Genomic DNA, 21,718 nt, shown 5'->3' with positions numbered 1-21,718 from the left:
AAACCCACCTCTAGGTTGATATTTAAGCTACTTGTTGCCGATGCTCTACTAAATCAAGTAAAGGAGGGAATATTCGGGATTTATCGGTAGAAACCAACACAAAAACTGCATTTGTCGAGAAAGGTTCTTGAATATAGTTATAAAGAATCACAAATGCTCTGGTAGTCAAATAATGAGCATTTCTCAGTAAAATTACAACTTTGCTATCTTTTGACTCTGCCACCAAAGTTTTTACTTGCTCTATGAGCCTTTCAATATCTTGGGCTTCATAAGCATTCTTCGCTTCAAAATCTATAATTTGGTCACATATAAACGATGTCATAGATGCAGCCTCTGTATTTTCAACTTTCTCAAAAGTTCCATCAGCACGTCGCCGCCAACCATCCACAATTACATCATCTTCAGAATTACGAGGTTTTGAGGGATCGCGCCAGTCGTAATCAATAGTTTTATCGGACGATTCTGGCTTTTTGTTAGGTATTTTATCCTGATTAGAAACGCTAGCTTCAGTCATACCGTTTTTCTTTTCAATAGCAACAAAGCCGTCTCATAATCATTCTGGCGTTGGCTATTGTACAATTTTTGTTTCATGCCGCACCTCTGTTGGCATCAATGACAATCATGTGTGGTTGACGTTTTGTTGATTTTGGCGACTCACTTTTTCCTTCTACTTCCTCTGAAGCAGTTTTTAACACCTCATCATTTGATGAGTGCCCAGTTTTGTCATCAATATTGTTTGGCCGCCATTCCAAAATATCTCCAGGCTGACATTCAAGTACTTCGCAAAATCTCCCCAAGGCATCAAATGTAATTGAGGCAGCTCTTCCTTGTTCAATTTTTTGAATATTTTGCAGACTGTAACCAGTTTTCCTCGCTAGCTCATTTTGAGACAAGCCTTTAGCTTCTCTTGTCTTTTTCAGTTTTACAAGCACAGGCATTTCCTAATTCTTACTCCCTAAAGTAGCACTACTTTCAGTTGGTTATCTACAGTGTGTGTATCCATAAGTAATCTAAATAATTACTAAGAGTAGCATTACCAATCGTAATACAAAAGTTGGCTTTAGACTATTGCTAACTACTTACAGTAGCGCTACCATAAGTAGTATAAAAGAAAAAAAACAAAAACAAAAGACGACCGACTGAGCCTGAGAAACTTCCGCGATCGCCTTTTGTTCCAATTAATTATGGAGATTTCAATCATGACACATCCCAAATACACACAGCAAGCCCTCTCCCGCTATACCCTCCCCCGCCTCAAAAGAATCGCTGCCGAATTAAGCGTTACACCCACTCTTGACAAAAGAGCGACTGAAACCTGGGTAAACGCAATCATCACCCACCAATCCACCCAGCTTCAGAAAGTTGACAACCAAGCCCTTGCCCAAGCTGAACTCGACAACTACATCGCAACCCAAGCCCAAGTTGTAGCTCCCGAACTCCTCACAATAGTCGAAATCTCGTTTGACCATCACGAATATTACGCTGGTAATCAACTGATAGCAAGCATTACCCATGACGACGATCACTTAACGCAACGCTGGGTAGTCATGGTTAACGAGAAAGAAGTATTTCGTACCAATACCGTAATGCGCTGTCATCGCTACATCTCCATCCACTACAAAGATGGCACACTGTCAGTGCAGGAAGAAGCTCTTAGGCAGGGGGGCAGAGGTGCAGAGGGGAAGGAATTTGTACAAGAAATCTCTTCTGCTCAAGAGCTTAAAAGCACCACTGGTAACGAAGTCATGGCGCAGATTTTCAACGAATGCGAGAAGTACGGGTTTGAAATCCTTGACGACGGTATTTACCAAAATGACCAGAAATTAGGCGAAGTAGGATGCACTGACCTCGGCTGGTGGTTCACACGCGCAGCAGACGAAACCCAGCAGCGCATACCCTGTGATTCGGCAATGGATGCGGTGTGGTGGCTGTCGATGGTGGAAAGCGTACCCCATGCAGAAGCGGCTGGCTGTGAAGAATTGCTAGACCGACCGTTTGAAATGCTCACGAATGAAGAATGGGGGCAGTTGAGGGAGTATGAGCCAGCTTTGGAACTAGTAGCGGCGTAATTCTCACACACATGAAGGCGATCGCTCGATAGACACGACCAACAGCGATCGCCTCCCACCACATTCTCAACAATCGCCATTAAACCCATGCAACCCACAATCTCAATCCCCCAACACTGGGAATATCCCCGCTTTGCTATGGAACAGCGAACTAAACACGGCATCATCTTGGGACTTTATTACTACCCAAATGGTACAGAACTAGCTGAACAATTCGGTGGTGGTTGGCGTTATGCGCTGATGCCTCATAGAAACTCTGATGAATTGTTCCACTTTCAGGAAAATCAAATCCAACCGCTTACACCAGAAGAATTGTTCAACAAAATCACTGCTGAAATTGACTTTTATCAACAGCAAATAAGCATTCTCAACCGACAGTTAACCGTATTAACTGAGGGTGCAACCAATGGCTAAGGAAGCAAACAACGATTTTGACCGTAGAGCCAACCATTTGCTGCGTTTGATTCAGCTTTGTGGCGGTTGTGTTCCTCTGCATCGTCTGCAATTCCAATTTTCCGATTCAGTAATTCAAACATTGCTGGATAAAGAACTGGTGCAAGTGCAGAACACGGGACGCGGTTTTTTGTTGGAGATTGCCGAGGATTTTTAGGTTATTAATCCCAGAGGATAAAATCATGAAACTTTACGCGAAGACCATTGCACAAACTTTACCCGATTGGGCAACTGTCGTTACAAAGAGTGCAGATTTGGTTGAGATTGAAATCAACGATGAACATCCTATTTTCCAATCTCTGCTTGAAGAGTTAGAAACCGAGATTGAACCAGGAACAATAGGTGTAAAGGCAGAGGATTTATGTTCACGGCTAGGCATTGAGATGTCTAACCCCAACCTCCATCAATTAGTTGAACAAGCTCAAACTCTGATATCCCTTATTGCTACGCATCCAGACTACAAACAACTGTTAGACGAGGGATATCAACCTGATTTAAACATTGCTGATGCTCAAACTGCGCTCACTTATCTGCAATGGGAGTTAGACCGGAATCGAGAGCTTTCTAATTAGTACAAAAGCGTTTACCTAAAGGAATGCCATTACTTCAGATGAACGCACGGAAGTTTTTCTCACGCTACAGAATTCCCATTATTGCACATAGGACAACAATCAATGAAACTTAGCCGAGGTGAAACATGACTGCTGAAATCAAACTAGGTTTATGCAACCCTCCCGAACCGATTTATCTCTACGTGAAAAACGCTGAGTTAAGTGGTGAATCCTATCTCTGGTATCACTACAACATCGATAAGGATAAAACGATTCCTGTTCTAGAAAAAGGATTGACTGGTTACATATCAGAACTGAGATTAACAACGAAAGAGTTTAAAGGCAAGGACAACATTAAGTTAGACATCGTTGTGAGATCAGATGAGGTTTATATTGTCAGAACTGGTATTGAAACTAACTTCTCTAAAACATTCCTCTTAGCTGCATCAATTGTTCAAGATTTTGAGAAACCCCTAATTCTTGCTGTGACTGCTGGGGAAGAGAACGTAGTATTTTGTCGGCTTTATGATGCAGTAACGCGTGTACGTATTCGTAGAGAGTGGGATAAAGATGCAGACTGGGCAACCATCATTCATGATATTCAAACCCGTTTAGGTGGTGTTTCATCAACTACTCCATCCACACCAAAACTTAGCGTAGTCCCTCAATCAGTACACACACTTGATTTACGAGTAAAACAGATTCGGACTTTGCTTGATTATCCCCTTGATTTAGTCAAAGAGTGGTTGCAATTTCAAAATGCTATTAATCCCAGTCAGCTAGATATCAGCAAGATAGATTCTCTGATAAAAACAATGTGTTTAGCTTGGGCATCAGATAAGTGTGAATATCCCAATCATGCGGAATCTTCTTATCAAAAGGAAGTGATTGATGCTGTTGCTAGCGGTGCGGACGAGTTAGCGGCAATCAGTGCATGGATGCAAGAGTTGCAAACAGCAAAGACTGGAGCAGTGTAAATCAGAAGTCAGGATTCAGAATAATTTTACTTCTGAATCCTCAATTAATCAAATAGGAATTAAACCATGAGAATCATTGTCACAGTAGTCGAAAAAATCATCAGTGAAGCGCACATTGATATCCCTGATGGGCTGAATCAATCCGCAATTAAACAGCACATAGTAGACCGCTACAACACTGGGGGAATGCAGACTGAGATGAACATTTTTCAAGTGGATTTTGAATCTATTAGCGCTCGGATTGTTCAAGAAAATTCTTCTCCTAAATCTGCCTAAACATTGGAGGTAATAAATGAATCCCAAATGGACTGACGAAGAAATAGCAATCGTTGAGGAAATGGCTTGTCTTTACACTGTCAAACAAATAGCGTATCGGCTAAAAAGAAGAGGATACACACGCTCAACATCAGCTATTCAAAACAAACTGCGCTTTTTAGGATACTCCGCACGTCCAATTCTTGATAACTACAACTGCTGCGAAATTGCCAGAGTTTTACACCTTAATTCCGCTACTGTTTGGACTTGGGTAAAAAAAGGATGGATACGCACAACTCGACGCTCTGGCAGATATCACCAAATTAAAAGCAAAGATTTAAAACGATTTCTTCAAAACCCACCGGAACGTATTAAGAACCGCATTGCTGCCATTGATAAAGACGCTATCGAGTATTTAGTGGGGAAACTTGCATGATTGACAACATTAACGCACTTCAAACAAGTTGGTATCTTTCTCCACCTTGGCGTGGAACAATTCCACCTGTTGAGGTCAATTTACTGGAGAGAGTATACCTCAGAACCACGAGAACATTTGGCTATTGCTGTGGAATGCAATGGAAACACGAATGTTGGATTTATTCAATTGATTGTGGAAAAGAAATCCTCCACGCTACACAGAACCAAATGGGAGCAACGCGATTTTGTGAGGTGCTAAAATCTGGGACGTATATAGCTTGTTTCAGGATGCGATCGCAACTAAAAAACCAGATTTTGTTGAGAATATAGGGGTGTAATTGAGAACTAAACCCCGATCTCACTTTTTCGCGTTGCTCCCTTGAAGTATTTAGGCGATCGCACCAGAGATAACCGCGCCTTAACAAAAACAGATTACGAAAAGTTGGGAAGAGTGGTTGGTTCTATAACCAAGCGTGCTAACCAGGAATACGATCAGTTAGTTAAAGAAAACCCCGCCTATGAAAACACAGTGCGACAGGTAATGTTGCGGATGATTTCATTGCAGGGTGGGGAGTTAGCACGGCGACAGGTTTTAAAGTCTGAATTGGTTTACTCTTCTCAGGACGAAAATAATCGCGTAAAAACAGTCATCGAACGCTTTTCTCAAGCCCGTTTAATCGTTGAAGGTTCTAATTCTGAAGGGGAACCTTATGTGGAACCAGCCCATGATGCTTTGGTACTGGGATGGGTTCAATTAAGAGAGTGGAAAGGAAAGGACAAGGAAAACTTAGACTTACAAGGACGTTTAACACCTGCTGCTAATGATTGGAACAAAGATCAAGGAAATCTTTGGACAGAAGAAGAGAGTCGCCTTTCGCGGTTAAGATCAGTTATTAACTTTGAGCAGAACTGGTTAAACAAAGTAGAAACAGATTTTATCAACAAGAGTATTGAGGAGAAGCGGAAGAGACTGGCAGAAAACGAACAGCAACGAGACGAAGCACTGGAAGGTCAAATTAGTGCCTTAACTGCCTTATCTGAAGCTCGTTTTCAAGACGATCAACTTGGGGCATTGATACATATTTTGAAAGCAGCCAGAATACTCCAACAACTGAGAAATTCAGAATCGCAGTGGATACAAGAAGACATCCGTCTTCGCACTGAGGTAGTCTTGCGGCAAATCCTTTCCAAAGTCAAAGAATTTAATCGTTTGGAGGACAAGGACATACCATTAAGCATGGTTTCAGAATTGAGTTTTACTTCCAATAGAGCGATTCTTTTGCTGGATAGCCAGGGACGATTTGTAAAATTAGAATTTACTACCGACCAACAACTCATTCTGATGCGGGATAGCCAAAGGATAATTAGATTTTGGCAGTCAGATGGTACTTTGGTAGAGAGAATACCACCAGGTTTCTCTCCAGTAAAATCGAGTTCTGATGGTCAGATGATTGCTCACTTTGTATATAGAACATCGCAATCTCAACAAGAACCAAAAGCAAACGCTATCAGACTTATGAACCTAGAAGGGAAACAGGTAATTCTCCAAAAGGACGAACGTGATAACTTAATGACATTTGCTTTTAGCCCCAATGGACAGTTTATTGCCTCTGGAGGTTGGTTTGGCGAGTTATACCTCTGGAAAACAGACGGAACGACAATACAACAGAAACAAACAGGGGCAGGTTCACTGAACGCCATAGATTTTAGTCCGAATGGCGACAAGTTTGCTACAGGAAGTCGTAATGGAGAAATTAGACTCTGGGATCAAAATGGTGATTTACTCAGAACCATAGAAGCCCATAGAGATGCGATTTGGGGGGTCAGTTTCAGCCCTGATGGGGAGACACTAGCCTCAGTGAGTACGGATACAACAGTCAAAATTTGGAAGACAAACGATGGCATCTTACTGACAACCCTTAATGGGCATAGGGATAAAGTGGGTGCAGTTTGTTTCAATTCCGATGGTCAGATACTTGCTTCAGCCAGTGACGAGGGAACTGTGAGGCTTTGGAGACCAAATGGCAGTAAGCTCAAAGGCTTAGACGACCATCATACTGGCTCAGTTTATGCCGTAAGGTTTAACCCTAAGCAACCAATGATTGCCACGACAAGTGGGCAGGGGCAATTAATACTTTGGAGTCAAGACGGGAGGTTATTAAGAAATTGGGAAAAAGGACATAATGGAACTATTACCGCATTAGATTTTAGCCCCAATGGCAGAATGTTTGTAACGGCTGCTGGAGATAGAGAAGTTAAAGTTTGGAAATTAGATGATGATAAAGATAAGCAAGATTTTCACGCGCATAATTTAGGCAACCATACAGGCGAAAGTCATCTGCCAACAGTTTTTGGAGTGAGTTTTAGTTCTGACAACCAAACCATTTTACTTGGGAGCGGCAGTCCAGAGGGGAAAGGATATCTAGAACTTTGTGATTCTGAAAGTATGTCGTGCAGAATTATTCGAGAATATGATTATCAAGTATTGGCTGTTTGTTTTAGCCCAGATGGTCAGATGTTTGCTTTGGGTAAAGGAGATGGAAGTGTTGAACTCTGGAGAAAGGAAGAAGACAACTTCAAATTGCTAAGAAACTTTAATCAGCATGATAATCTAGTTCTTGTAGTTTGTTTCAGTCCAGATGGTAAGTTATTAGCAACAGGGAGTGCTGATAAAACCGTCAAGCTATGGCAAATAGATAACATTTTGAACAATACGAACAGCATAACTGTTACTCCGACCAAGATTTTTGCACATACAGACCAAGTAACTGCCGTTCGTTTTAGCCCAAATGATGATATGATTGCCACAGCCAGTAATGATAAGACGGTCAAACTCTGGAATCTAGACGGCAATTTGAAAAAAACTTTACACGGACATAATGATCAGATTAATGCACTAGATTTTAGTACTGACGGTCAAACCCTTGCCTCAGGAAGCAATGACAAGACAGTCATTCTGTGGGATTTGAAGCTAGAGTTAGGGCTAGATCAACTAATTGATTATGGATGCGAATGGATTTCAGATTACTTGACGAATAATCCTAATGTTAGTGAGAGCGATCGCCAACTTCTCTGTCTAGAAAATTTCCCCAATCTGAAATACGATTCCCAGAAGTGGATTTAGTGCTTGGTGTGGTTGGTCTTGTGGTTATGTTGCCAAAATATCAATTAAGGTATAAGGCTTCTCGTAAAAGGAAATTTTTCAACAACAATTACTCTAGGGGATACCAAACCAGCCTCCTGTATCCCCTCCTGCCCAACAATCCCCCTGACAAGACTCGAATGTTTCGTCTGCCACTTGCTTAAACTCCTCTGCTGCACTTATCTCTTGTCCTTCGTAGCCCGCAGGGTGGAAAATTCTGCCAATGTATTTTCCTTTTAAACGAATTTGTCCGATGACGTAAATGCCTCCTCCAACGCTGTAAACCCCACTAACAGAATTATGGGAGTAAATTGCAATGTAACCTCCATCCTTACCTTGATAACGATTTACTGTAGGTAAAATCTTCTCTTGGTAGCCAGGAACGGAATGATTGATAACACCTGTCTCACCTACATACACTCGAAAATCTTCAGGAAGTATCCTGTTTTCCCAATCGATATTGTTTTTCATGTTATTTTTTTGAACTTAAGTAAAAGTCTTTAAAAGTTGAGGACAGGGTGCTGAGTTATACCATGACAATTATAGTTAACCAAATGGCAATAGGTTTCCGCAGTAATACTTAATTTCTTGAGTATTTTTATGCCGCATCAGATAGTATTCTAGATTTTTACTTTGGTTAATAGAATAATTTATCTTTAAGAAGAAAACTATATGCTTAAGGATTGAAAATGCAGTACGAATCGTCTGATGAAAATTTAATATGCATGGAAATACCAAATCCTCAAGGTGCTTCAGGAAAATATTTTGAACAAATTTCTCATACTTGCGTGATAACTGGAATGCAAATCCGCAAGGGTGACATTATTGATGGAGTAACGCCAATTTTTCAAGCTCTTGAGGCAGATCGCTCTATTAGATCCGAACTTTATATTGGCAAACAGCAGGGAGGCGATGGAGGCGGTGGAGATATTTTCATCCAATTCGGGTATGTGCTAGTTGGTCTACGCTTTCAAACTGTGAATTACTACGGACACGGAGCTATCAATTCCCTCAGCCTGATTTGGCGCAGGTGGTTGAATGGGCAGGTTACTAATGAAGAACTTATCAGCGAACCATTGATACCTCAACTGCCATCTTACGTTAAGACATTTGGCTCTGCTGAAAAGGTAGAAGTGTATGTACCTGATGAATACGTGGCAATAGGTATTTGTGGAAAAGCTTCCAGTTATCTGAACACTCTGTCTCTCATAGCTGGTAAACCTGCTTTTAATATATCTGCAATTGTACGAATGCAAGATATTAACGCTCTTGTACGAGTAAACCTCCAACAGATGGAGCAAAAACTAATTGACGAGCAAAGAGATGCAGATGAAGCAGCCGAACGCGATCGCCAACGCATTCAGCAAGAGTACCAACAAAAGCTGGCCGACCAAGATGCAACTAATTATCAGTTAAGTTGTGAGTTTTCAGGGGGAATGAGAAACGCTACAGATGGGTTGTCAGTGGTAACAATTAATAATGATGATTCCGAAGCCTTCGATGGTAAGCTCCGTTTGCTGTATTCAAATCGCAGTTGTATCCGAGCTAATTTTGAATTAAAAGAGCCAGCTAATTTTGCAATACTTTACCTTAGCCATCTCTCTTCTGGAATGGGAGGTAGAAAAGGGTATTCACCAGTGAATATTGAGGTTAATAACAAGTGTATAGCTGCTAACCATGACCCCCGAAGTGATAATTATACTGTTGATCGCTTTGAAATTACTTCCTATCTTCATGTCGGCAGTAACGAAATAACCATCACCCTTGGCGATTCCACGACACACTACTGGATAGAATGGCTGAAATTATTAATAAATTTAACTCCTAGTTTCTAAAGCCCGATTGGGGTAAGACTACTGTCAGTAGACTGAAAAGTTTTGCGATTGCTCTGTGATGGATAACAGTGAACTACTTTAACCTACACCGCCGCCAACCAATCGCACACCACCGACTTACACCCGCTTCCAAAGTTTACCCAAACTTGCCACTGCCCCAGATATCCGTTCCAGTAAGGCTCCCCATCAGCAACGCCAATAGCCGAGCCGATTGTGGAGACTAGCTGTTGGTAGAACTGACCAGCGCTGTCCAAACCTTGCTGCAATTTCAGCTTTAGCCCCTTCCATCTAAGAATCGCAATATTTTCTGGGGTATGTGGTGCTGTGTCACTGAGTGGTGTTGCAAAGACTATATTATTAGTGCCTGACACCAATTCAGTATTGTGGGATATGGAAAGTGATGTTGTGTCAGTTACTGGTGTGGTAGTACTTATATTATTACTGACTGACACCAACTCACTAAGAAACACTTCATCCCGATTGAGCCACTGCCCGAAAATCGAATCACGCTCATCATCAGGGGCAACGAATTGGTAAACGCACTCCCGATTTTCACGCTTGCCCAATCGACCAACATAATTCAACTTCAAATCAATTTTGGCAAGTAACTTCTGTGCGATCGTTATGGGAGTAAATTTTTCCGAAATGGTGACGTTTAAACAAGTTTTGATGAGATACCGATTCTTCATCGCCGCCTTCTTCAACTCCTGCATCGCCTCGTCAGAAGAGCGTAACCGTTCCCCAGAGGTAAGCAACTGCAACAAGTTCAGTCTCTCCAATAATAAGACGGCAGTCAATAGCTGCCCCTTGTTAAAATCCGGCTTCCAGATAGCATTATTCCCAGCTTCGGCTTGTGCCTTAGCCCGTTTCGCATCACGGGTGGTCAGAAACTCTCGCCCCAGCGTCAAATAGTAGTGCATCCGCAGTTGAGGATACCAGCCGTCGTCATCTTTCTCGACTAAATCAGGGGTTACGTCAATTTCGTAGCGGCGGGACAATTCCGCCTTGCGCTGCTGGTATCGTTCGGTTTTAGTTTTCGCCCTTGTGTCAAGGAGCTTCTTGAGTTCGGCATCAGAAATGGTTGCAGAATTAGCGATGCCTGCGGCGGGCTACGCCTACGCTTCACACTCCGCAGCATACAATTCAACAGATGCCGCCTTAACCGACTCGATTACTGCGCCAGTCTCATCATCCGATGCATCCGAGGCATCGATAATGGTGTAACCATCTTCGACCAAACCCGCAAGCACCGATTCCCGATAGCGCCGCATCTCGACGTTAATAACAGAACCACGCTTACCCCAAGTCTGTAGGGATTCGGGCTGAAAATTCTGATCAATATAGCTCAAATCCGCATTATCCGCCGCCGACAACAGCGCAATGTTCGCTTGTGTTGCGACGTGTTGACTTCTGAGCAATCCTCCTATCGTTGTGGAACCATTGCCCACAACCGACATCCCCCACTCTCTAACCCAAATGTGACGGTCAACAGTTTCCCTAACCCTTGCCAACATCTGCCGCACGGAGTTAACCGGCTGCACACCCTGAAAAATCCCCCATACACCATCAAAGTGTCCTTCAATGTCGATGGATACCCCAGTTTCAAGACTGGGTGAGGCGATAACTAAATCATACTCGGTCAGAATTTCGTTCAGGTGAGAAATACACCCCATAGCAGCATGAGAGGGGTCTGCAACAGATTCGCTGTCAATTCTGAGGATTCGCAGATGTGGGAATTTGCGACGAAAACGTTCCTCAAGTGCCTGGGTTCCCCATTTGGACTTTGCCTTTTGAGCAGAGCAACACAATAGATGATGCCCTCCTTTGGCTATCGCTTTGTCCAGTGCGGCGATGAGATTCTTCGGGTTACTGCCAGAATAGTTGTAACAGTTTCCGGCAACGTGGCGATAGTTGTTGACGATAACGAATGGATTAACCCGATATTCTCCAGCAAGAGAAAGAACGTATTTGACATCAGTATCGGAAACATCAGCACTTGATAGGTAAATCTTGCCGTGTTCGCTACCGAGAACATTTTGTACTAGTTGTTTCAGGTTTTTTAGAACCGATACCCGACGTTTAGCAACCTCCGTACCAGAGTTAAGTAAATGCCAGAAAACTTGGTCACATTCATCAATAATAATGACATCATTTGACCAGTCATTGGGATTGAATCGCGCCTGGCTCTCTTGATGCAGGGAGTCTACACACACCCCGTATCCTAATAATGTACCTGTTCCCGAAGTGCGGACTTCAGTCACATAGTTAACACCGAAGCGATCGCATAATGCCTCACCAAGTTGAATCCGATGGGTGATGATTAACACCCTGCGTCCAAGGTCATGGGCTTTGGCCACCTCAGTAGACAGCCATTGGGTTTTACCACTACCTTTGGGAGCCTTGAGGATAATCAGTTTTTCACCCTCTGGTACAAGCAAGTGATCCAAGAATCTTTGGTTGAGAGCGATCGCAGGCGGATAAGTCAGCAGAGTAAACAGCTTGATTTCCCATAACTCCAGTGCAACGGCGGTGTTGTAGAGTGCGTCAAATGCCGACTGACCATGAGCAACGATAAAATCATCAACCCCTTTAGAAGCCCCTAACGGTAAATCAATCACTCGCAGCGAACAACCTTCATTTACCAGCAGCCGTCCCATGCGACTGATAGCGGTTCTGACTCGCTGTACAGTTTCGGGTTTATTGTCCTGGTCAAAGCAAATGTTAACCTGTCTCCCCTGTGTTGCAAAATGTTTCAAGTCGGGGATGAGGGATGGCTTACCAATGTTTCGACTACGCTCAACACAAGTGGCAGTACCGTACTCATCTTGGGGGGTGCGGTATCCAGCGTTGACACCGGGGATAGCGATCGCTGCATAACCCGCAGTCAATAACGCCCCCGCTTTTTTGACACCTTCCACGATTGTCACTGGTACGTTGTGCCGCCAAACCCAGTGCCAGAAACCACCAGGATGCTGTAAATCTTCTTCGGTGATGGGGATGCCGCTACGATTAGAGACTTTCACCCAAATGCGATTTGGCACTAAGAGGAAGAAAGCGCGTGTCTCTTCTCTATATGGGTGTTCATACTTGATGAATTTGTGAATTTTCTGGCGATCTCTTCGGGGATGGTCGGGTTTAAAGCAGCCCCACATCATCAGTACATAGTCGTTGAGGGGGTCAACACCACTGCACCACCAGCCGCCTAGTTCGATGTGTTGGTATTTTTTCAAATCGCGATCGCGTAATCGTCCATCGTTGCGACGGGAGATTTTGGGACTGTAGAGGAGATATTCGTGGGGTGTTGTGCCGTAGAGCGAACGTACATTCAGGGCAGTGATTTCTTCGTCAACTCCACTGTTGAGCCATTCTTGTAAATGTTTTACTTGAGAATCAGACTCGATTATACGCATATTTCCTCTATTTTTTGACGCATGGTTCAGGAAGCGGCACTTGGGTCTGTGCCGCCAGTTCAAACTTTTTGCGATGCTGGCTATGAAATCCTCAATAGCCAGCTACAGCGTTATCTGTTCCCGCCTGTGTGCGGTCTGAATGTGAGATTGATTCGTGTGCTAACAACTTTGTTGGTTTTTGGAACCTGATGCAGATGAGTTGATTGACAGCCTGGGTGCATCACAAGTAAGCTGCCGTGTTCCAGCCAGAAATCCGTTGGTCTGCCATTTCTCGGTTTGATTTGAAACTTGCGACATGACCCCAGGCTTACTGATGCGATCGCTGGCTGATATCCCATCGATTCCTCGTTGTCAGAGTGCCAGCCGATGCTGTCCTGTCCACTGCGATACTGATTACCGATGACGATACGGAACTTGTAGCCAGTTAACGTAGTGATTCTGTCCCGCAAGTTAGCCAGATTATCTGTCCAAGTCAGGGGTTTCAAAAATACGCTGTTCGAGTAAAGATAGTCACAGCCTTTGTCACCGTACAGGCATTCCAGGCGAGGGACGGGCATTGTTTTACCCGCGATCCTGATTTGATTCTGCTGCCACTCCAGTTTTAAGCAGTGTTGGTAGAGTTCATTGGCAAGTTCCTGGCTTAAGAAATCGGGATAATAAGTGATGGGTAAAACTGGGGTTGATTCAGCAAATAAATTGAGTTGTTGCATGGTAGTTTTCTGCAATGAAAAATGTGTACTGAAGCAGTTGTTCTTAGTTTTAGTTGCTGGAGAATACTTCACGTTTCTTGAGATACTTGCTCCCAATACTCAATGACAAAATCATGGGCTTGCTGTAAAACTTGGGGGAGTAAAAATAAAGGGACTTCCCAAGCCGCAATCACACTACCAGCGAAACATTCTGAAAGTTCAACCCGAATACACTCTGGTAAATTGCTCTCTAAAAACTTGAGTGAATGATCTTCGTTTTCTGGTAGTTGAACAAAAAAATAATCGTCGTGCATAATATCAGCAACTAGACCGTATTTTTCTGCCAAGGTTTTTCGTAGAGTGTTCATAATTGTTGTTGAGTTAGGTAGGGAATTATTGAGAGATGACTTTTACTATTTCGGGCAACCACCGCAGTTGAAAAACAGTTTGATTTGAAGATTTGGCGACTGCGGGAACCATGCGACCCCATTGCTTGCCTGATTCAGTAGGACGATAGGGAATTTTCTTATCATCAGTTCTGTATTGCAGTCCCGAATTTAGTAAGCAGTGGTTAACAGCCCGTGCAGACATTCCCACTACCTCACCGATTTGTGTTGGGTTGAGAAATGCATCTTCAGAAACATTTGTAACTGCGATCGCAGTTTTTAGTTCATCTGCTGCTGGCTTAAGTGCGGGGTTAACTTTGGTGGCGGCATTAACTGCTAACTGGGCAGTGAGGGATTTGTCTAGTCCAGCAAATTCCCCCAACATCATTGCTAACTGTGCGGCTTCGTGCGATGGAGCTAATGTATGTGGTGGTTCCTGCTGTAATACTTGCTCTACTTGGGTTGAGAGCATCACTTTCATTAAAGTTCTGTTGGCCCAGATGCGGAATTCAACAGAAACCCACCGAGCTAAATCAATGGCGATTTCTGGATGAATCCAAGTGCTTTGCTCACTTCCGTATCCCTGGATATCTATCACCAATAACGATATGAGGATCTTCATATCGTTAGAAAGTGCTTGCAAATACTGCTTTGTAGACTTGAGCTTCGTGTAATCAGCTAAGAATTTCCCGTTAGCTTTGCACATTTGACTTGCATTCACGTAGCCCTTGGGTACAACATATTTACCTATTTCCCCATCTTGGGGCATTTGGTTAATTTCTGATTCGTGCCAAAAATGGGGAGCAACGCGATTTTGTGAGGTCAGACAAAAAAGGTGCGATGCCTGCGGCGGGCGTAGCCATCGCTAAAACTTACATTTGTGTATGGAGTAATTTTATTTGCAATTAATATACGTAATTACACGTTAAATCATCTTGATGAGATATCTCAAAAAGATTGGTAGCAAGTTATTTGACAATTATTTCCAAATATATCTGCAATAAGTCTTTAGGGCTTAGTATCAATTAGGGGTAAAAGTAGCGAAGAGAGAATTTGCCGCCACGCAATGGCTGAAAAGCATATCTCGAAGGCATTTCAGAAAAAAAGCTAATTTAACGTGAGTTCGACGATTAGAAAAAGCCAAAAAGCTTGTGATATATGAATTTGCTCAACTGGGAAAGACCAAGCGATGGCGCGAAGCACCCACCGAAGGCGATCGCTACGATTGATTGAGAATCAGCAAAAAAGGCACAAAAAAATGCCGAGACTAAGAATATCTAACAAAAATGAGAGTCAGGGCTTAGTCTACGATTGTATCTCGCCTCGACCAGAGCGCAAATTTTCTGCGACGTAGATGATTTCTGTAAGCAATGGGAAAATCTATGGCAGCAAGTACCACAACTGCCATCGACAACAGGAGAACGTCGCAGTAAATCCAGGATGCATCTATCGGAAGTGATGACAATAGTCATCGCATTTCATGGCAGTGGATATAAGACTTTCAAGGAATTTTGCACGCTGCATGTGCTTACAAGTTGGCATGAAGCATTTCCCAATTTAGTCAGCTACACTCGGTTTGTGGAACTGATGCCCTGGTGCAAAATGGCTGTTATGTTGCTTTTTACATACACGTTATTGAGAAATTACTGGGATTAGCTTTATTGATTCCATACCAATTAATGTTTGTCATAACTGTAGGGCACATTCTCACTCTTGTGTTTAAAGGATTAGTGAAATGGGGCAAAAATTCTGTGGGCTGGCACTTTGGGTTTAAGCTTCATTTGATTATTAATGAGCGGTAGTCAAAGAATATAAATCTAACAGTCCTACATATGAGGAAAAAGTTTACACAGTGATGCGTTCATCATATCTGCATCACTATCGGCGCATGGTTCCTCAACTGCTATCCACACTAGAGTTTCGCTCTAATAATGATATGCACCGCCCAGTAATTTCTGCTTTGTCATTGCTTAAAAGATACCAACACAGCAATCAGCGATACTATGCAATCGGTGAGGAATTGTTCATCAATGGTGTTCTCTCCAAGGAGCAACGCCGCCTGATTTTAGAAGAGGACAAGGATGGGCAGGAACGGGTAAATCGAGCCAATTATGAAATATGCGTGCTACAGGCACTGCGAGATAAGCTGCGCTCGAAGGAAATTTGGGTAGTTGGGGCTAAACGCTACTGTAACCCAGAAGAAGACTTGCCCCAAGACTTTGAAGTACATCGAGAAACCTACTACTTGGCTTTAGGGCAACCATTAGATGCTCTCACTTTTATCAGCCAACTCCAGCAGGAAATGACCCAGGGTTTAACAATGCTGGATAGAGCAATGCCAAGCAATACTAAAGTCAAGATTCAAAAGAAGAAAAATGGTTGGATTAGCGTCTCTCCTCTGGAAGCACAGCCAGAACCACTCAATATCTTGCAACTTAAACGTGAGATAGAAAGGCGCTGGCCCCTGACCAGTTTGCTGGATATGTTGAAAGAAGCTGACCTGCGGATTGGTTTTACTAATCATTTCAAGAATACGGGTGTGCGTTCTAACCTAGACCGAGAAACCCTACAACGACGATTGTTGTTGTGTTTGTATGGATTGGGTAGTAATACTGGACTTAAGCGTATGTGCGGAGGAATTAACAGTGACTTAGAGTATGATCTGCGTTATGTCAAAAAGCACTACATTCACCGAGAACACTTGCGTAATGCTATCGCAGAAGTTGTAAATGCTACTTTCAATGTTCGTAAGGTAGCAATTTGGGGAGAAGGTACGACAGCGTGTGCTAGTGATTCCAAAAAGTTTGGCTCGTGGGATCAAAATTTGATGACAGAATGGCACATCCGTTATGGAGGTCGGGGAGTGATGATCTATTGGCACGTTGAGAAAAAATCTGCCTGCATCTACTCTCAACTTAAGACCTGTTCTTCTTCGGAGGTGGCAGCAATGATTGAGGGTCTCTTACGTCATTGCACTGATATGAAGGTAAAGAAAAACTATGTAGACACCCACGGTCAAAATGAAATTGCCTTTGGCTTCTGCCGTTTACTGGGCTTTGAGTTGATGCCTCGGATCAAGCGCATCGGCTCCCAAAAGTTATATCTACCCAGTGCTGGACAAAAACAAGATTTTCCTAATTTACAACTTGTACTGACTAAAGCGATTGATTGGGAACTGATTCGCCAACAGTATGACCAGATGATTAAATATACTACTGCTTTACGTTTAGGAACGGCGGAAGCAGACACGATTTTGAAACGTTTTAGCCGTTCTTCTCCTCAACATCCGACACAAAAAGCACTTTCTGAGCTAGGTAGAGCGGTTAAAACTATCTTTCTCTGTCACTACCTCAACTCTGAAGCATTACGGCGTGAGATTAATGAAGGGCTGAATGTGGTGGAAAACTGGAATAGTGCTAATGGTTTTATTTTTTACGGCAAAAACAGTGAAATTGCTACTAACCGCCTGGATGAACAAGAATTATCGGTTTTGTGCCTGCACCTGCTGCAAATCAGCCTTGTTTACATCAATACCCTAATGATTCAAAGGGTTTTGGCAGAAGCCACTTGGATGAAGCAGATGAGAAAAGAAGATTTCCGCGCATTATCACCGTTGATTTGGTTACATGTTAACCCTTACGGCACTTTTCGACTGGATATGAACGAGCGATTACAAATTGATGCTGCTAATGCTTGATTTTTTGTCTGAAACCTAGTCTGGGTAAGATTTTCAGCCGTCACGTGGCGGCAAATTAGCTCTTCGCTACTTTTACCCCTTGATGTACTGAGAGGACTTCTATTTCTTCCCCGTACATCTCAATAACTTTTTTGGTCATGTAAATTCTCCACCGTCTTAATAAATTATTGACCGCGATCGCCCTGATTAAACAAGCGATCGCACTTTAATTATTCAACTATCGTGTACTTGCTAAACACAAAAGATGCACTGTTGATTTCTTCATCGGTGTAGTGGCGATTATCCTCTAAACGTGGAAGATTCCTCACACCCATCACAATAATAGAATCGCCTACACCAAGAGAAATACTCGGAGGCTTAGCAGGGATTTGGATGTTCAACCCAAATCTAGAATTAGCTGCTTCAACAGTTGCTTTATGCGTTCCGTTGCAACAAGATGCTGCTGACTCAATTTCTTTCTTATTTGCAGTTGCATCAAAAGGCTGTTTTTTAATCGTAGCCTCAGCCGGAAACATACTATCAGCAACAGCAAAGCCGAAATATACTTTATTAGACATGATTTTCTGCTATGAATTCAATAATCAAAGTGCGAAATATCTTGAGTGCGTAAGCACATCACGCCTTAGTGATGATTACCTGATGCACCAAACCAGGGTTATCTTGGTTTAGTTGTTTGGCGTGCATCGATCGCTTCATTAATATCACTTTCGCTGTTGCCCACTTCTTGGCGTTGTTCGGGAACGCCTAAATTGTTATTCTCTTGTCTCACTATTTCTACTTTCATGCCGCAATCTCCCTAAATAATCAACATTTAACCATATCCCTGGAATTTACATTTTCCAGATACTCTTGTGCAATTTGTCTACGCAGCGAGTTCTTCAACTGTTGCAGTGGTCATAATTAATCCCTTTGTCAGTTTTCACAAAACAATGGCGCAGCTTATCAATAGCCACGCCTTTGCATTGTTACGCCGCTGCTACCTTTACTCCCAGCAAAGTAATCGCATCATCAATAGTAAGAACTTGTTGACTTGGCCCATACTGCCTACGTCGGCAGTACCAGCCTCGCTCGTTGTACCCGACGACCCCCATCAATTCCTTGTCTTGAAAGAGTTTGCAGCCAAATGACAACCAGTCAATTTGACCGTGCCAGAGCTTGAATTTCTTACAAGCTGTTTCCAATTCTTGAGATAAGCGATCGTTGCGCTCCCGTGGAGTTTCGAGGACTTGCTTGAAGTGGGCAACTGCCGCTTTGAACTGAATTTTGTTGAACCGCGCGTAACCGTGGGTCATCTTCACCCACACCACATCATCATTTATCCAGATGGTAATCACATGCTCGCTCTGGCATTTGTGCGGATAATCCGACTGATTGATGATGTGTGCAATGATAGTGCGATCGCGGCTCGTGAGGGGGTCTTGGGTTTTTGTGATGCTATGTGTCATAATTTTAAGGAATCGATTGATTTTAGATGAAAGGCGATCGCTAACTTTTCCAGGGGAAGCGATCGCCTTTTGATTTACATGGGAATTACGCCGCTGTTGCAGTGCGTTTGCGGGGTTTGTACTTGCGTAACTGCTCCCACTCCTGGGCAGTTAACTCGTCAAAAGGCTTGGACAACAATTGTTCAATTGAGGCAGTCAAAGTTGTATTTTTCATAATTGAAATCCTTTCGTGTGCCGTTGTGCTGCTGCACAACGTTTTCACAAATACTTGGCAAAGCCTTACCTTAAACAGCGCTCGGCTGTAGAGAAGATTCAATCCTCTGTGCAACCGGTTGCTGGGTAGAGCGATCGCGCTTTGTACTATCACGAATCAGCGTTACTAAATTAGTAACCTGTGTCTTTATTCGGATTTTGTAAGAAGGAGTCAGAAGTCAGAATTCAGAATTCAGAATATTTCCATGAAGAAGAGCAGGGGTTTCAATAAAGAAGCTAAAGCTTTTTTATTTATCCACGAATAAATTCACTTGCTCTAGACCATTATTCATCCATACCTACACATGATTGTGTTCATTCTGACTCCTGGCTCCTGACTCCTGAATTCTTCTTTAGTAATCAATGCTGATTGCCAGAAATCACTGTGTAAAGTAATGTGTATTTAGTTCAGTAGTTGAAGTCGTGTTTATGACATTCAAAGAGCTTCAAGCAGGCGATTATTTCCGTATTACTGGTATGAGTATTGGTTACGTCTACAGAAAAACTAGCGATGACTGTTGCAGCTTAAATGCTACTTCTCAGCCAATTCGTTCTCACACGCAGGTAAAAAAGCTAACTGGGGCTGAACTTATTGAATATCTCGCACAACAGCCGACCGCTGCTGAACAAAACCCCAAACCAGTAGTTAGGTTAAAATCCCGATACCAAAGCTGAATGCAGAAAAGCGATCGCGTCTATGTACTTGTTTTGAGAGCGATCGCTGTTTCTGTACGCACACAATAGGCAACCTCGCTTGTAATGCTCCTCCCAGTGGCTAGGAGCTTACCAGACAGGAGATTTCTAATCAGGCGACGGATACCGCTCCAACTCACAGCCCGTCGTCCCGCTTGGTAATTTTTTATTAATGCCAAATCCATTTCCCGGCTGTGTACCTCTCGCCTTCTCTGGTGATGCCAGTGCCTCGGTTACTTCTCAAGCGGTCACTCTGGATTTAACTGTCAAGGTTCTGTGGTGAGCGCTTCTTTATTTTGCAAAAGAGGCTAGCGCTCGTTTCCTCTCTTGTAATTACAAGTCTAACTTTGAATTTATCGCTTGTCAATATGTAACTTGGAAAATTCATAATTTTTTTGTGGAATTTCCAAGTCTATCTTATAATGTTTGTAGTAAGTTAAATAGAGGAGTACATTTAAGGTGGTGATTTTTGTGATGCAGACTTTGATTAGGTGGAAACTAAAAGAGGTAATGGCGCGATACGACATTAAAGCAGGTGATCTTGCCAATGAATTAAATATCAGTGCGAACTCGGTAACAAATTTGCGAAAAGCAAAGACTATGCCACGTTTGGATGGTAATTCCTTAAATAATCTTTGCAATGCTCTGAATCGCTTGGCACATAATTTAGACAAGCAGATTACCCCATTTGATTTAATTAGTTACACTCCAGACTCAGGCACTTTCGACCCTTCTGGGAACCCTGGCAGCGGCAGTAATGAGGATACCTCATTAAGCAAGCATAAGCCTCAATCAATCGATCCTGATACTCAAGCGTGTTTTTCAGCTGCTTAAACAGAGCGATCGCTGTCCGGTCAAAGCAATGCGATCGCTCGCCCAAATCGTTTATCACGAAATGAGCTAATTATGATGTTGACATATAAATGACAAGTTGAAAAATACACAGAAAATACCTACTACCTTTACTGCACTAGAGATTGCGGTGGACAAGGCAGTAATGAGAGAAATTTACACTGAATCTTTCCGGTGGCAGTAAGTAGACAATAACTCCTAGCGGGGTATACCCACTGACAAACAAGACCCCAACAAGATTAATCTAATTCTTCACCTTGACTGGGAAGAAGAATTTTTGTTCTTCGATGCTCATCACCCAGACCCCAAGCGATGGCCTTGGTTGATTGGCGATTAAAAGCGATCGCCCTACAGGGGATGGTGCGATCGCGCTTATGTCATCGTTAAACCAAGTACCAACATAATACCAGCTTTTAGTTACAAGACTTAAAAATCCACAGGCGATCGCTGACCAGCAAGCCCAAATTCAATTCGCCTACATATTGGGTGAAGAAGGTGATTCCTTGTGTCTGTAAAACATTATCGCGTCTTGCAAGAAACAAATTCTATTAGTCAGATTGAAAAACAAAATTTTAAGTGTATTACATTCAAAAAT

The 21,718-nt window shown here is 42.8% G+C and carries 25 protein-coding genes and 2 pseudogenes; 14 read left to right on the top strand and 13 right to left on the bottom strand.

The genetic code is table 11. The annotated features are described in order from the left end of the window. Positions 1-22: 22 nt before the first annotated feature. On the bottom strand, positions 23-514 hold the full coding sequence (locus CDC33_RS40970; RefSeq protein WP_244919531.1) for a hypothetical protein: 492 nt from the start codon (positions 512-514) through the stop codon (positions 23-25). A gap of 73 nt (positions 515-587) precedes the next feature. Beyond that, positions 588-938, bottom strand: a complete 351-nt coding sequence (locus CDC33_RS35320; RefSeq protein WP_109013194.1) for a helix-turn-helix domain-containing protein — start codon at positions 936-938, stop codon at positions 588-590. A 261-nt stretch (positions 939-1,199) separates the two neighbouring features. Between CDC33_RS35320 and CDC33_RS40025 the strand changes: the two genes are divergently transcribed. The 9 genes from CDC33_RS40025 to CDC33_RS35270 all read left to right on the top strand — a co-directional run bounded on the left by CDC33_RS40025 (position 1,200) and on the right by CDC33_RS35270 (position 7,846). After that, positions 1,200-2,069, top strand: a complete 870-nt coding sequence (locus CDC33_RS40025; RefSeq protein ID WP_219930137.1) for a hypothetical protein — start codon at positions 1,200-1,202, stop codon at positions 2,067-2,069. A gap of 87 nt (positions 2,070-2,156) precedes the next feature. Next, positions 2,157-2,483, top strand: a complete 327-nt coding sequence (locus CDC33_RS35305) for a hypothetical protein (RefSeq protein ID WP_109013191.1) — start codon at positions 2,157-2,159, stop codon at positions 2,481-2,483. Further along, positions 2,476-2,679: a hypothetical protein gene (locus CDC33_RS35300; RefSeq protein WP_109013190.1), complete on the top strand. Its 204-nt coding sequence runs from the start codon at positions 2,476-2,478 to the stop codon at positions 2,677-2,679. Before CDC33_RS35305 ends, CDC33_RS35300 begins: the two co-directional genes overlap by 8 nt. Positions 2,680-2,704: 25 nt before the next feature. Continuing rightward, complete coding sequence (locus CDC33_RS40965; protein WP_244919530.1) at positions 2,705-3,094, top strand: hypothetical protein; 390 nt, start codon at positions 2,705-2,707, stop codon at positions 3,092-3,094. A gap of 125 nt (positions 3,095-3,219) precedes the next feature. Then, on the top strand, positions 3,220-4,050 hold the full coding sequence (locus CDC33_RS35290; protein WP_109013189.1) for a hypothetical protein: 831 nt from the start codon (positions 3,220-3,222) through the stop codon (positions 4,048-4,050). Positions 4,051-4,116: 66 nt separating this feature from the next. Further along, positions 4,117-4,326 (top strand): hypothetical protein, encoded by a 210-nt coding sequence (locus CDC33_RS35285; RefSeq protein WP_109013188.1) that lies wholly within the window; start codon positions 4,117-4,119, stop codon positions 4,324-4,326. Between the two features lie 16 nt (positions 4,327-4,342). After that, on the top strand, positions 4,343-4,741 hold the full coding sequence (locus CDC33_RS35280; protein ID WP_100904091.1) for a MerR family transcriptional regulator: 399 nt from the start codon (positions 4,343-4,345) through the stop codon (positions 4,739-4,741). Then, entirely contained in the window at positions 4,738-5,052 is a 315-nt protein-coding gene (locus CDC33_RS35275; protein ID WP_109013187.1) for a DUF1392 family protein, read from the top strand. Before CDC33_RS35280 ends, CDC33_RS35275 begins: the two co-directional genes overlap by 4 nt. Before the next feature lie 49 nt (positions 5,053-5,101). After that, positions 5,102-7,846 (top strand): WD40 repeat domain-containing protein, encoded by a 2,745-nt coding sequence (locus CDC33_RS35270; protein ID WP_109013186.1) that lies wholly within the window; start codon positions 5,102-5,104, stop codon positions 7,844-7,846. Between the two features lie 93 nt (positions 7,847-7,939). Here CDC33_RS35270 and CDC33_RS35265 read toward each other — a convergent pair whose 3' ends face one another. Further along, the gene (locus tag CDC33_RS35265; protein ID WP_109013185.1) at positions 7,940-8,335 is read right to left on the bottom strand and encodes a hypothetical protein; all 396 of its coding nucleotides are present in this window, start codon (positions 8,333-8,335) and stop codon (positions 7,940-7,942) included. Positions 8,336-8,553: 218 nt separating this feature from the next. Here CDC33_RS35265 and CDC33_RS35260 point away from each other — a divergent pair, with 218 nt between their 5' ends. Then, positions 8,554-9,699 (top strand): hypothetical protein, encoded by a 1,146-nt coding sequence (locus tag CDC33_RS35260; protein ID WP_146195922.1) that lies wholly within the window; start codon positions 8,554-8,556, stop codon positions 9,697-9,699. A gap of 83 nt (positions 9,700-9,782) precedes the next feature. On the opposite strand, the gene CDC33_RS41800 is transcribed toward CDC33_RS35260, so the two are convergent. The 5 genes from CDC33_RS41800 to CDC33_RS35240 all read right to left on the bottom strand — a co-directional run bounded on the left by CDC33_RS41800 (position 9,783) and on the right by CDC33_RS35240 (position 14,953). After that, positions 9,783-10,697 (bottom strand): hypothetical protein, encoded by a 915-nt coding sequence (locus tag CDC33_RS41800; RefSeq protein WP_369694411.1) that lies wholly within the window; start codon positions 10,695-10,697, stop codon positions 9,783-9,785. Between the two features lie 117 nt (positions 10,698-10,814). Next, positions 10,815-13,109, bottom strand: a complete 2,295-nt coding sequence (locus CDC33_RS35255) for a plasmid replication protein, CyRepA1 family (protein WP_369694410.1) — start codon at positions 13,107-13,109, stop codon at positions 10,815-10,817. 110 nt (positions 13,110-13,219) lie between these two features. Further along, a complete protein-coding gene (locus tag CDC33_RS35250) occupies positions 13,220-13,819 on the bottom strand; it encodes an alpha-ketoglutarate-dependent dioxygenase AlkB family protein (RefSeq protein WP_109013183.1) in 600 nt (199 codons plus the stop codon). Positions 13,820-13,887: 68 nt separating this feature from the next. Continuing rightward, positions 13,888-14,166: a hypothetical protein gene (locus tag CDC33_RS35245; RefSeq protein ID WP_109013182.1), complete on the bottom strand. Its 279-nt coding sequence runs from the start codon at positions 14,164-14,166 to the stop codon at positions 13,888-13,890. A 25-nt stretch (positions 14,167-14,191) separates the two neighbouring features. Next, positions 14,192-14,953 carry a KilA-N domain-containing protein gene (locus CDC33_RS35240; protein WP_109013181.1) on the bottom strand — a complete coding sequence of 254 codons (762 nt, stop codon included), beginning with the start codon at positions 14,951-14,953 and terminating at the stop codon, positions 14,192-14,194. Positions 14,954-15,494: 541 nt separating this feature from the next. Between CDC33_RS35240 and CDC33_RS40960 the strand changes: the two are divergent. Together CDC33_RS40960 and CDC33_RS35230 are read left to right on the top strand one after the other, a co-directional pair. Further along, a pseudogene (locus CDC33_RS40960) lies at positions 15,495-15,980 on the top strand (transposase); the annotation flags it as partial. A gap of 2 nt (positions 15,981-15,982) precedes the next feature. Continuing rightward, positions 15,983-17,881, top strand: a pseudogene (locus CDC33_RS35230) (Tn3 family transposase); the annotation flags it as partial. Between the two features lie 209 nt (positions 17,882-18,090). Here CDC33_RS35230 and CDC33_RS35225 read toward each other — a convergent pair. From CDC33_RS35225 to CDC33_RS38070, 4 genes are all read right to left on the bottom strand, one after another. Then, positions 18,091-18,438, bottom strand: a complete 348-nt coding sequence (locus CDC33_RS35225; RefSeq protein ID WP_109013180.1) for a hypothetical protein — start codon at positions 18,436-18,438, stop codon at positions 18,091-18,093. A gap of 98 nt (positions 18,439-18,536) precedes the next feature. Continuing rightward, positions 18,537-18,665, bottom strand: a complete 129-nt coding sequence (locus CDC33_RS41470; protein WP_280524471.1) for a hypothetical protein — start codon at positions 18,663-18,665, stop codon at positions 18,537-18,539. 181 nt (positions 18,666-18,846) lie between these two features. Then, the gene (locus tag CDC33_RS35220; protein WP_109013179.1) at positions 18,847-19,326 is read right to left on the bottom strand and encodes a hypothetical protein; all 480 of its coding nucleotides are present in this window, start codon (positions 19,324-19,326) and stop codon (positions 18,847-18,849) included. An 85-nt stretch (positions 19,327-19,411) separates the two neighbouring features. Beyond that, positions 19,412-19,693: a hypothetical protein gene (locus CDC33_RS38070; RefSeq protein WP_146195921.1), complete on the bottom strand. Its 282-nt coding sequence runs from the start codon at positions 19,691-19,693 to the stop codon at positions 19,412-19,414. A 314-nt stretch (positions 19,694-20,007) separates the two neighbouring features. Between CDC33_RS38070 and CDC33_RS35215 the strand changes: the two genes are divergently transcribed. Further along, positions 20,008-20,253, top strand: coding sequence for a hypothetical protein (locus CDC33_RS35215; protein WP_109013178.1), 246 nt, complete (start codon positions 20,008-20,010; stop codon positions 20,251-20,253). A gap of 20 nt (positions 20,254-20,273) precedes the next feature. On the opposite strand, the gene CDC33_RS39595 is transcribed toward CDC33_RS35215, so the two are convergent. Beyond that, complete coding sequence (locus tag CDC33_RS39595) at positions 20,274-20,450, bottom strand: hypothetical protein (RefSeq protein ID WP_181374339.1); 177 nt, start codon at positions 20,448-20,450, stop codon at positions 20,274-20,276. Positions 20,451-20,745: 295 nt separating this feature from the next. On the opposite strand from CDC33_RS39595, the gene CDC33_RS35205 reads away from it, so the two are divergent. Continuing rightward, a complete protein-coding gene (locus CDC33_RS35205; RefSeq protein ID WP_181374362.1) occupies positions 20,746-21,105 on the top strand; it encodes a helix-turn-helix domain-containing protein in 360 nt (119 codons plus the stop codon). Positions 21,106-21,718 lie beyond the last annotated feature (613 nt).

Origin of the sequence: Nostoc commune NIES-4072 (assembly GCF_003113895.1) — a bacterium.
In the GTDB taxonomy this organism is placed as follows: Bacteria; Cyanobacteriota; Cyanobacteriia; order Cyanobacteriales; family Nostocaceae; genus Nostoc; species Nostoc commune.
The sequence above is the reverse complement of the archived record's forward strand: the minus strand, read 5'-3'. Positions and strand labels throughout refer to the sequence as shown.

Coding starts and splice junctions, on each gene's coding strand:
- CDC33_RS40970 (WP_244919531.1), bottom strand. CDS start 514: ATGACTGAAGCTAGCGTTTCTAATCAGGATAAAATACCTAACAAAAAG.
- CDC33_RS35320 (WP_109013194.1), bottom strand. CDS start 938: ATGCCTGTGCTTGTAAAACTGAAAAAGACAAGAGAAGCTAAAGGCTTG.
- CDC33_RS40025 (WP_219930137.1), top strand. CDS start 1,200: ATGACACATCCCAAATACACACAGCAAGCCCTCTCCCGCTATACCCTC.
- CDC33_RS35305 (WP_109013191.1), top strand. CDS start 2,157: ATGCAACCCACAATCTCAATCCCCCAACACTGGGAATATCCCCGCTTT.
- CDC33_RS35300 (WP_109013190.1), top strand. CDS start 2,476: ATGGCTAAGGAAGCAAACAACGATTTTGACCGTAGAGCCAACCATTTG.
- CDC33_RS40965 (WP_244919530.1), top strand. CDS start 2,705: ATGAAACTTTACGCGAAGACCATTGCACAAACTTTACCCGATTGGGCA.
- CDC33_RS35290 (WP_109013189.1), top strand. CDS start 3,220: ATGACTGCTGAAATCAAACTAGGTTTATGCAACCCTCCCGAACCGATT.
- CDC33_RS35285 (WP_109013188.1), top strand. CDS start 4,117: ATGAGAATCATTGTCACAGTAGTCGAAAAAATCATCAGTGAAGCGCAC.
- CDC33_RS35280 (WP_100904091.1), top strand. CDS start 4,343: ATGAATCCCAAATGGACTGACGAAGAAATAGCAATCGTTGAGGAAATG.
- CDC33_RS35275 (WP_109013187.1), top strand. CDS start 4,738: ATGATTGACAACATTAACGCACTTCAAACAAGTTGGTATCTTTCTCCA.
- CDC33_RS35265 (WP_109013185.1), bottom strand. CDS start 8,335: ATGAAAAACAATATCGATTGGGAAAACAGGATACTTCCTGAAGATTTT.
- CDC33_RS35260 (WP_146195922.1), top strand. CDS start 8,554: ATGCAGTACGAATCGTCTGATGAAAATTTAATATGCATGGAAATACCA.
- CDC33_RS35255 (WP_369694410.1), bottom strand. CDS start 13,109: ATGCGTATAATCGAGTCTGATTCTCAAGTAAAACATTTACAAGAATGG.
- CDC33_RS35250 (WP_109013183.1), bottom strand. CDS start 13,819: ATGCAACAACTCAATTTATTTGCTGAATCAACCCCAGTTTTACCCATC.
- CDC33_RS35245 (WP_109013182.1), bottom strand. CDS start 14,166: ATGAACACTCTACGAAAAACCTTGGCAGAAAAATACGGTCTAGTTGCT.
- CDC33_RS35240 (WP_109013181.1), bottom strand. CDS start 14,953: ATGCCCCAAGATGGGGAAATAGGTAAATATGTTGTACCCAAGGGCTAC.
- CDC33_RS35225 (WP_109013180.1), bottom strand. CDS start 18,438: ATGTCTAATAAAGTATATTTCGGCTTTGCTGTTGCTGATAGTATGTTT.
- CDC33_RS41470 (WP_280524471.1), bottom strand. CDS start 18,665: ATGAAAGTAGAAATAGTGAGACAAGAGAATAACAATTTAGGCGTTCCC.
- CDC33_RS35220 (WP_109013179.1), bottom strand. CDS start 19,326: ATGACACATAGCATCACAAAAACCCAAGACCCCCTCACGAGCCGCGAT.
- CDC33_RS35215 (WP_109013178.1), top strand. CDS start 20,008: ATGACATTCAAAGAGCTTCAAGCAGGCGATTATTTCCGTATTACTGGT.
- CDC33_RS35205 (WP_181374362.1), top strand. CDS start 20,746: ATGCAGACTTTGATTAGGTGGAAACTAAAAGAGGTAATGGCGCGATAC.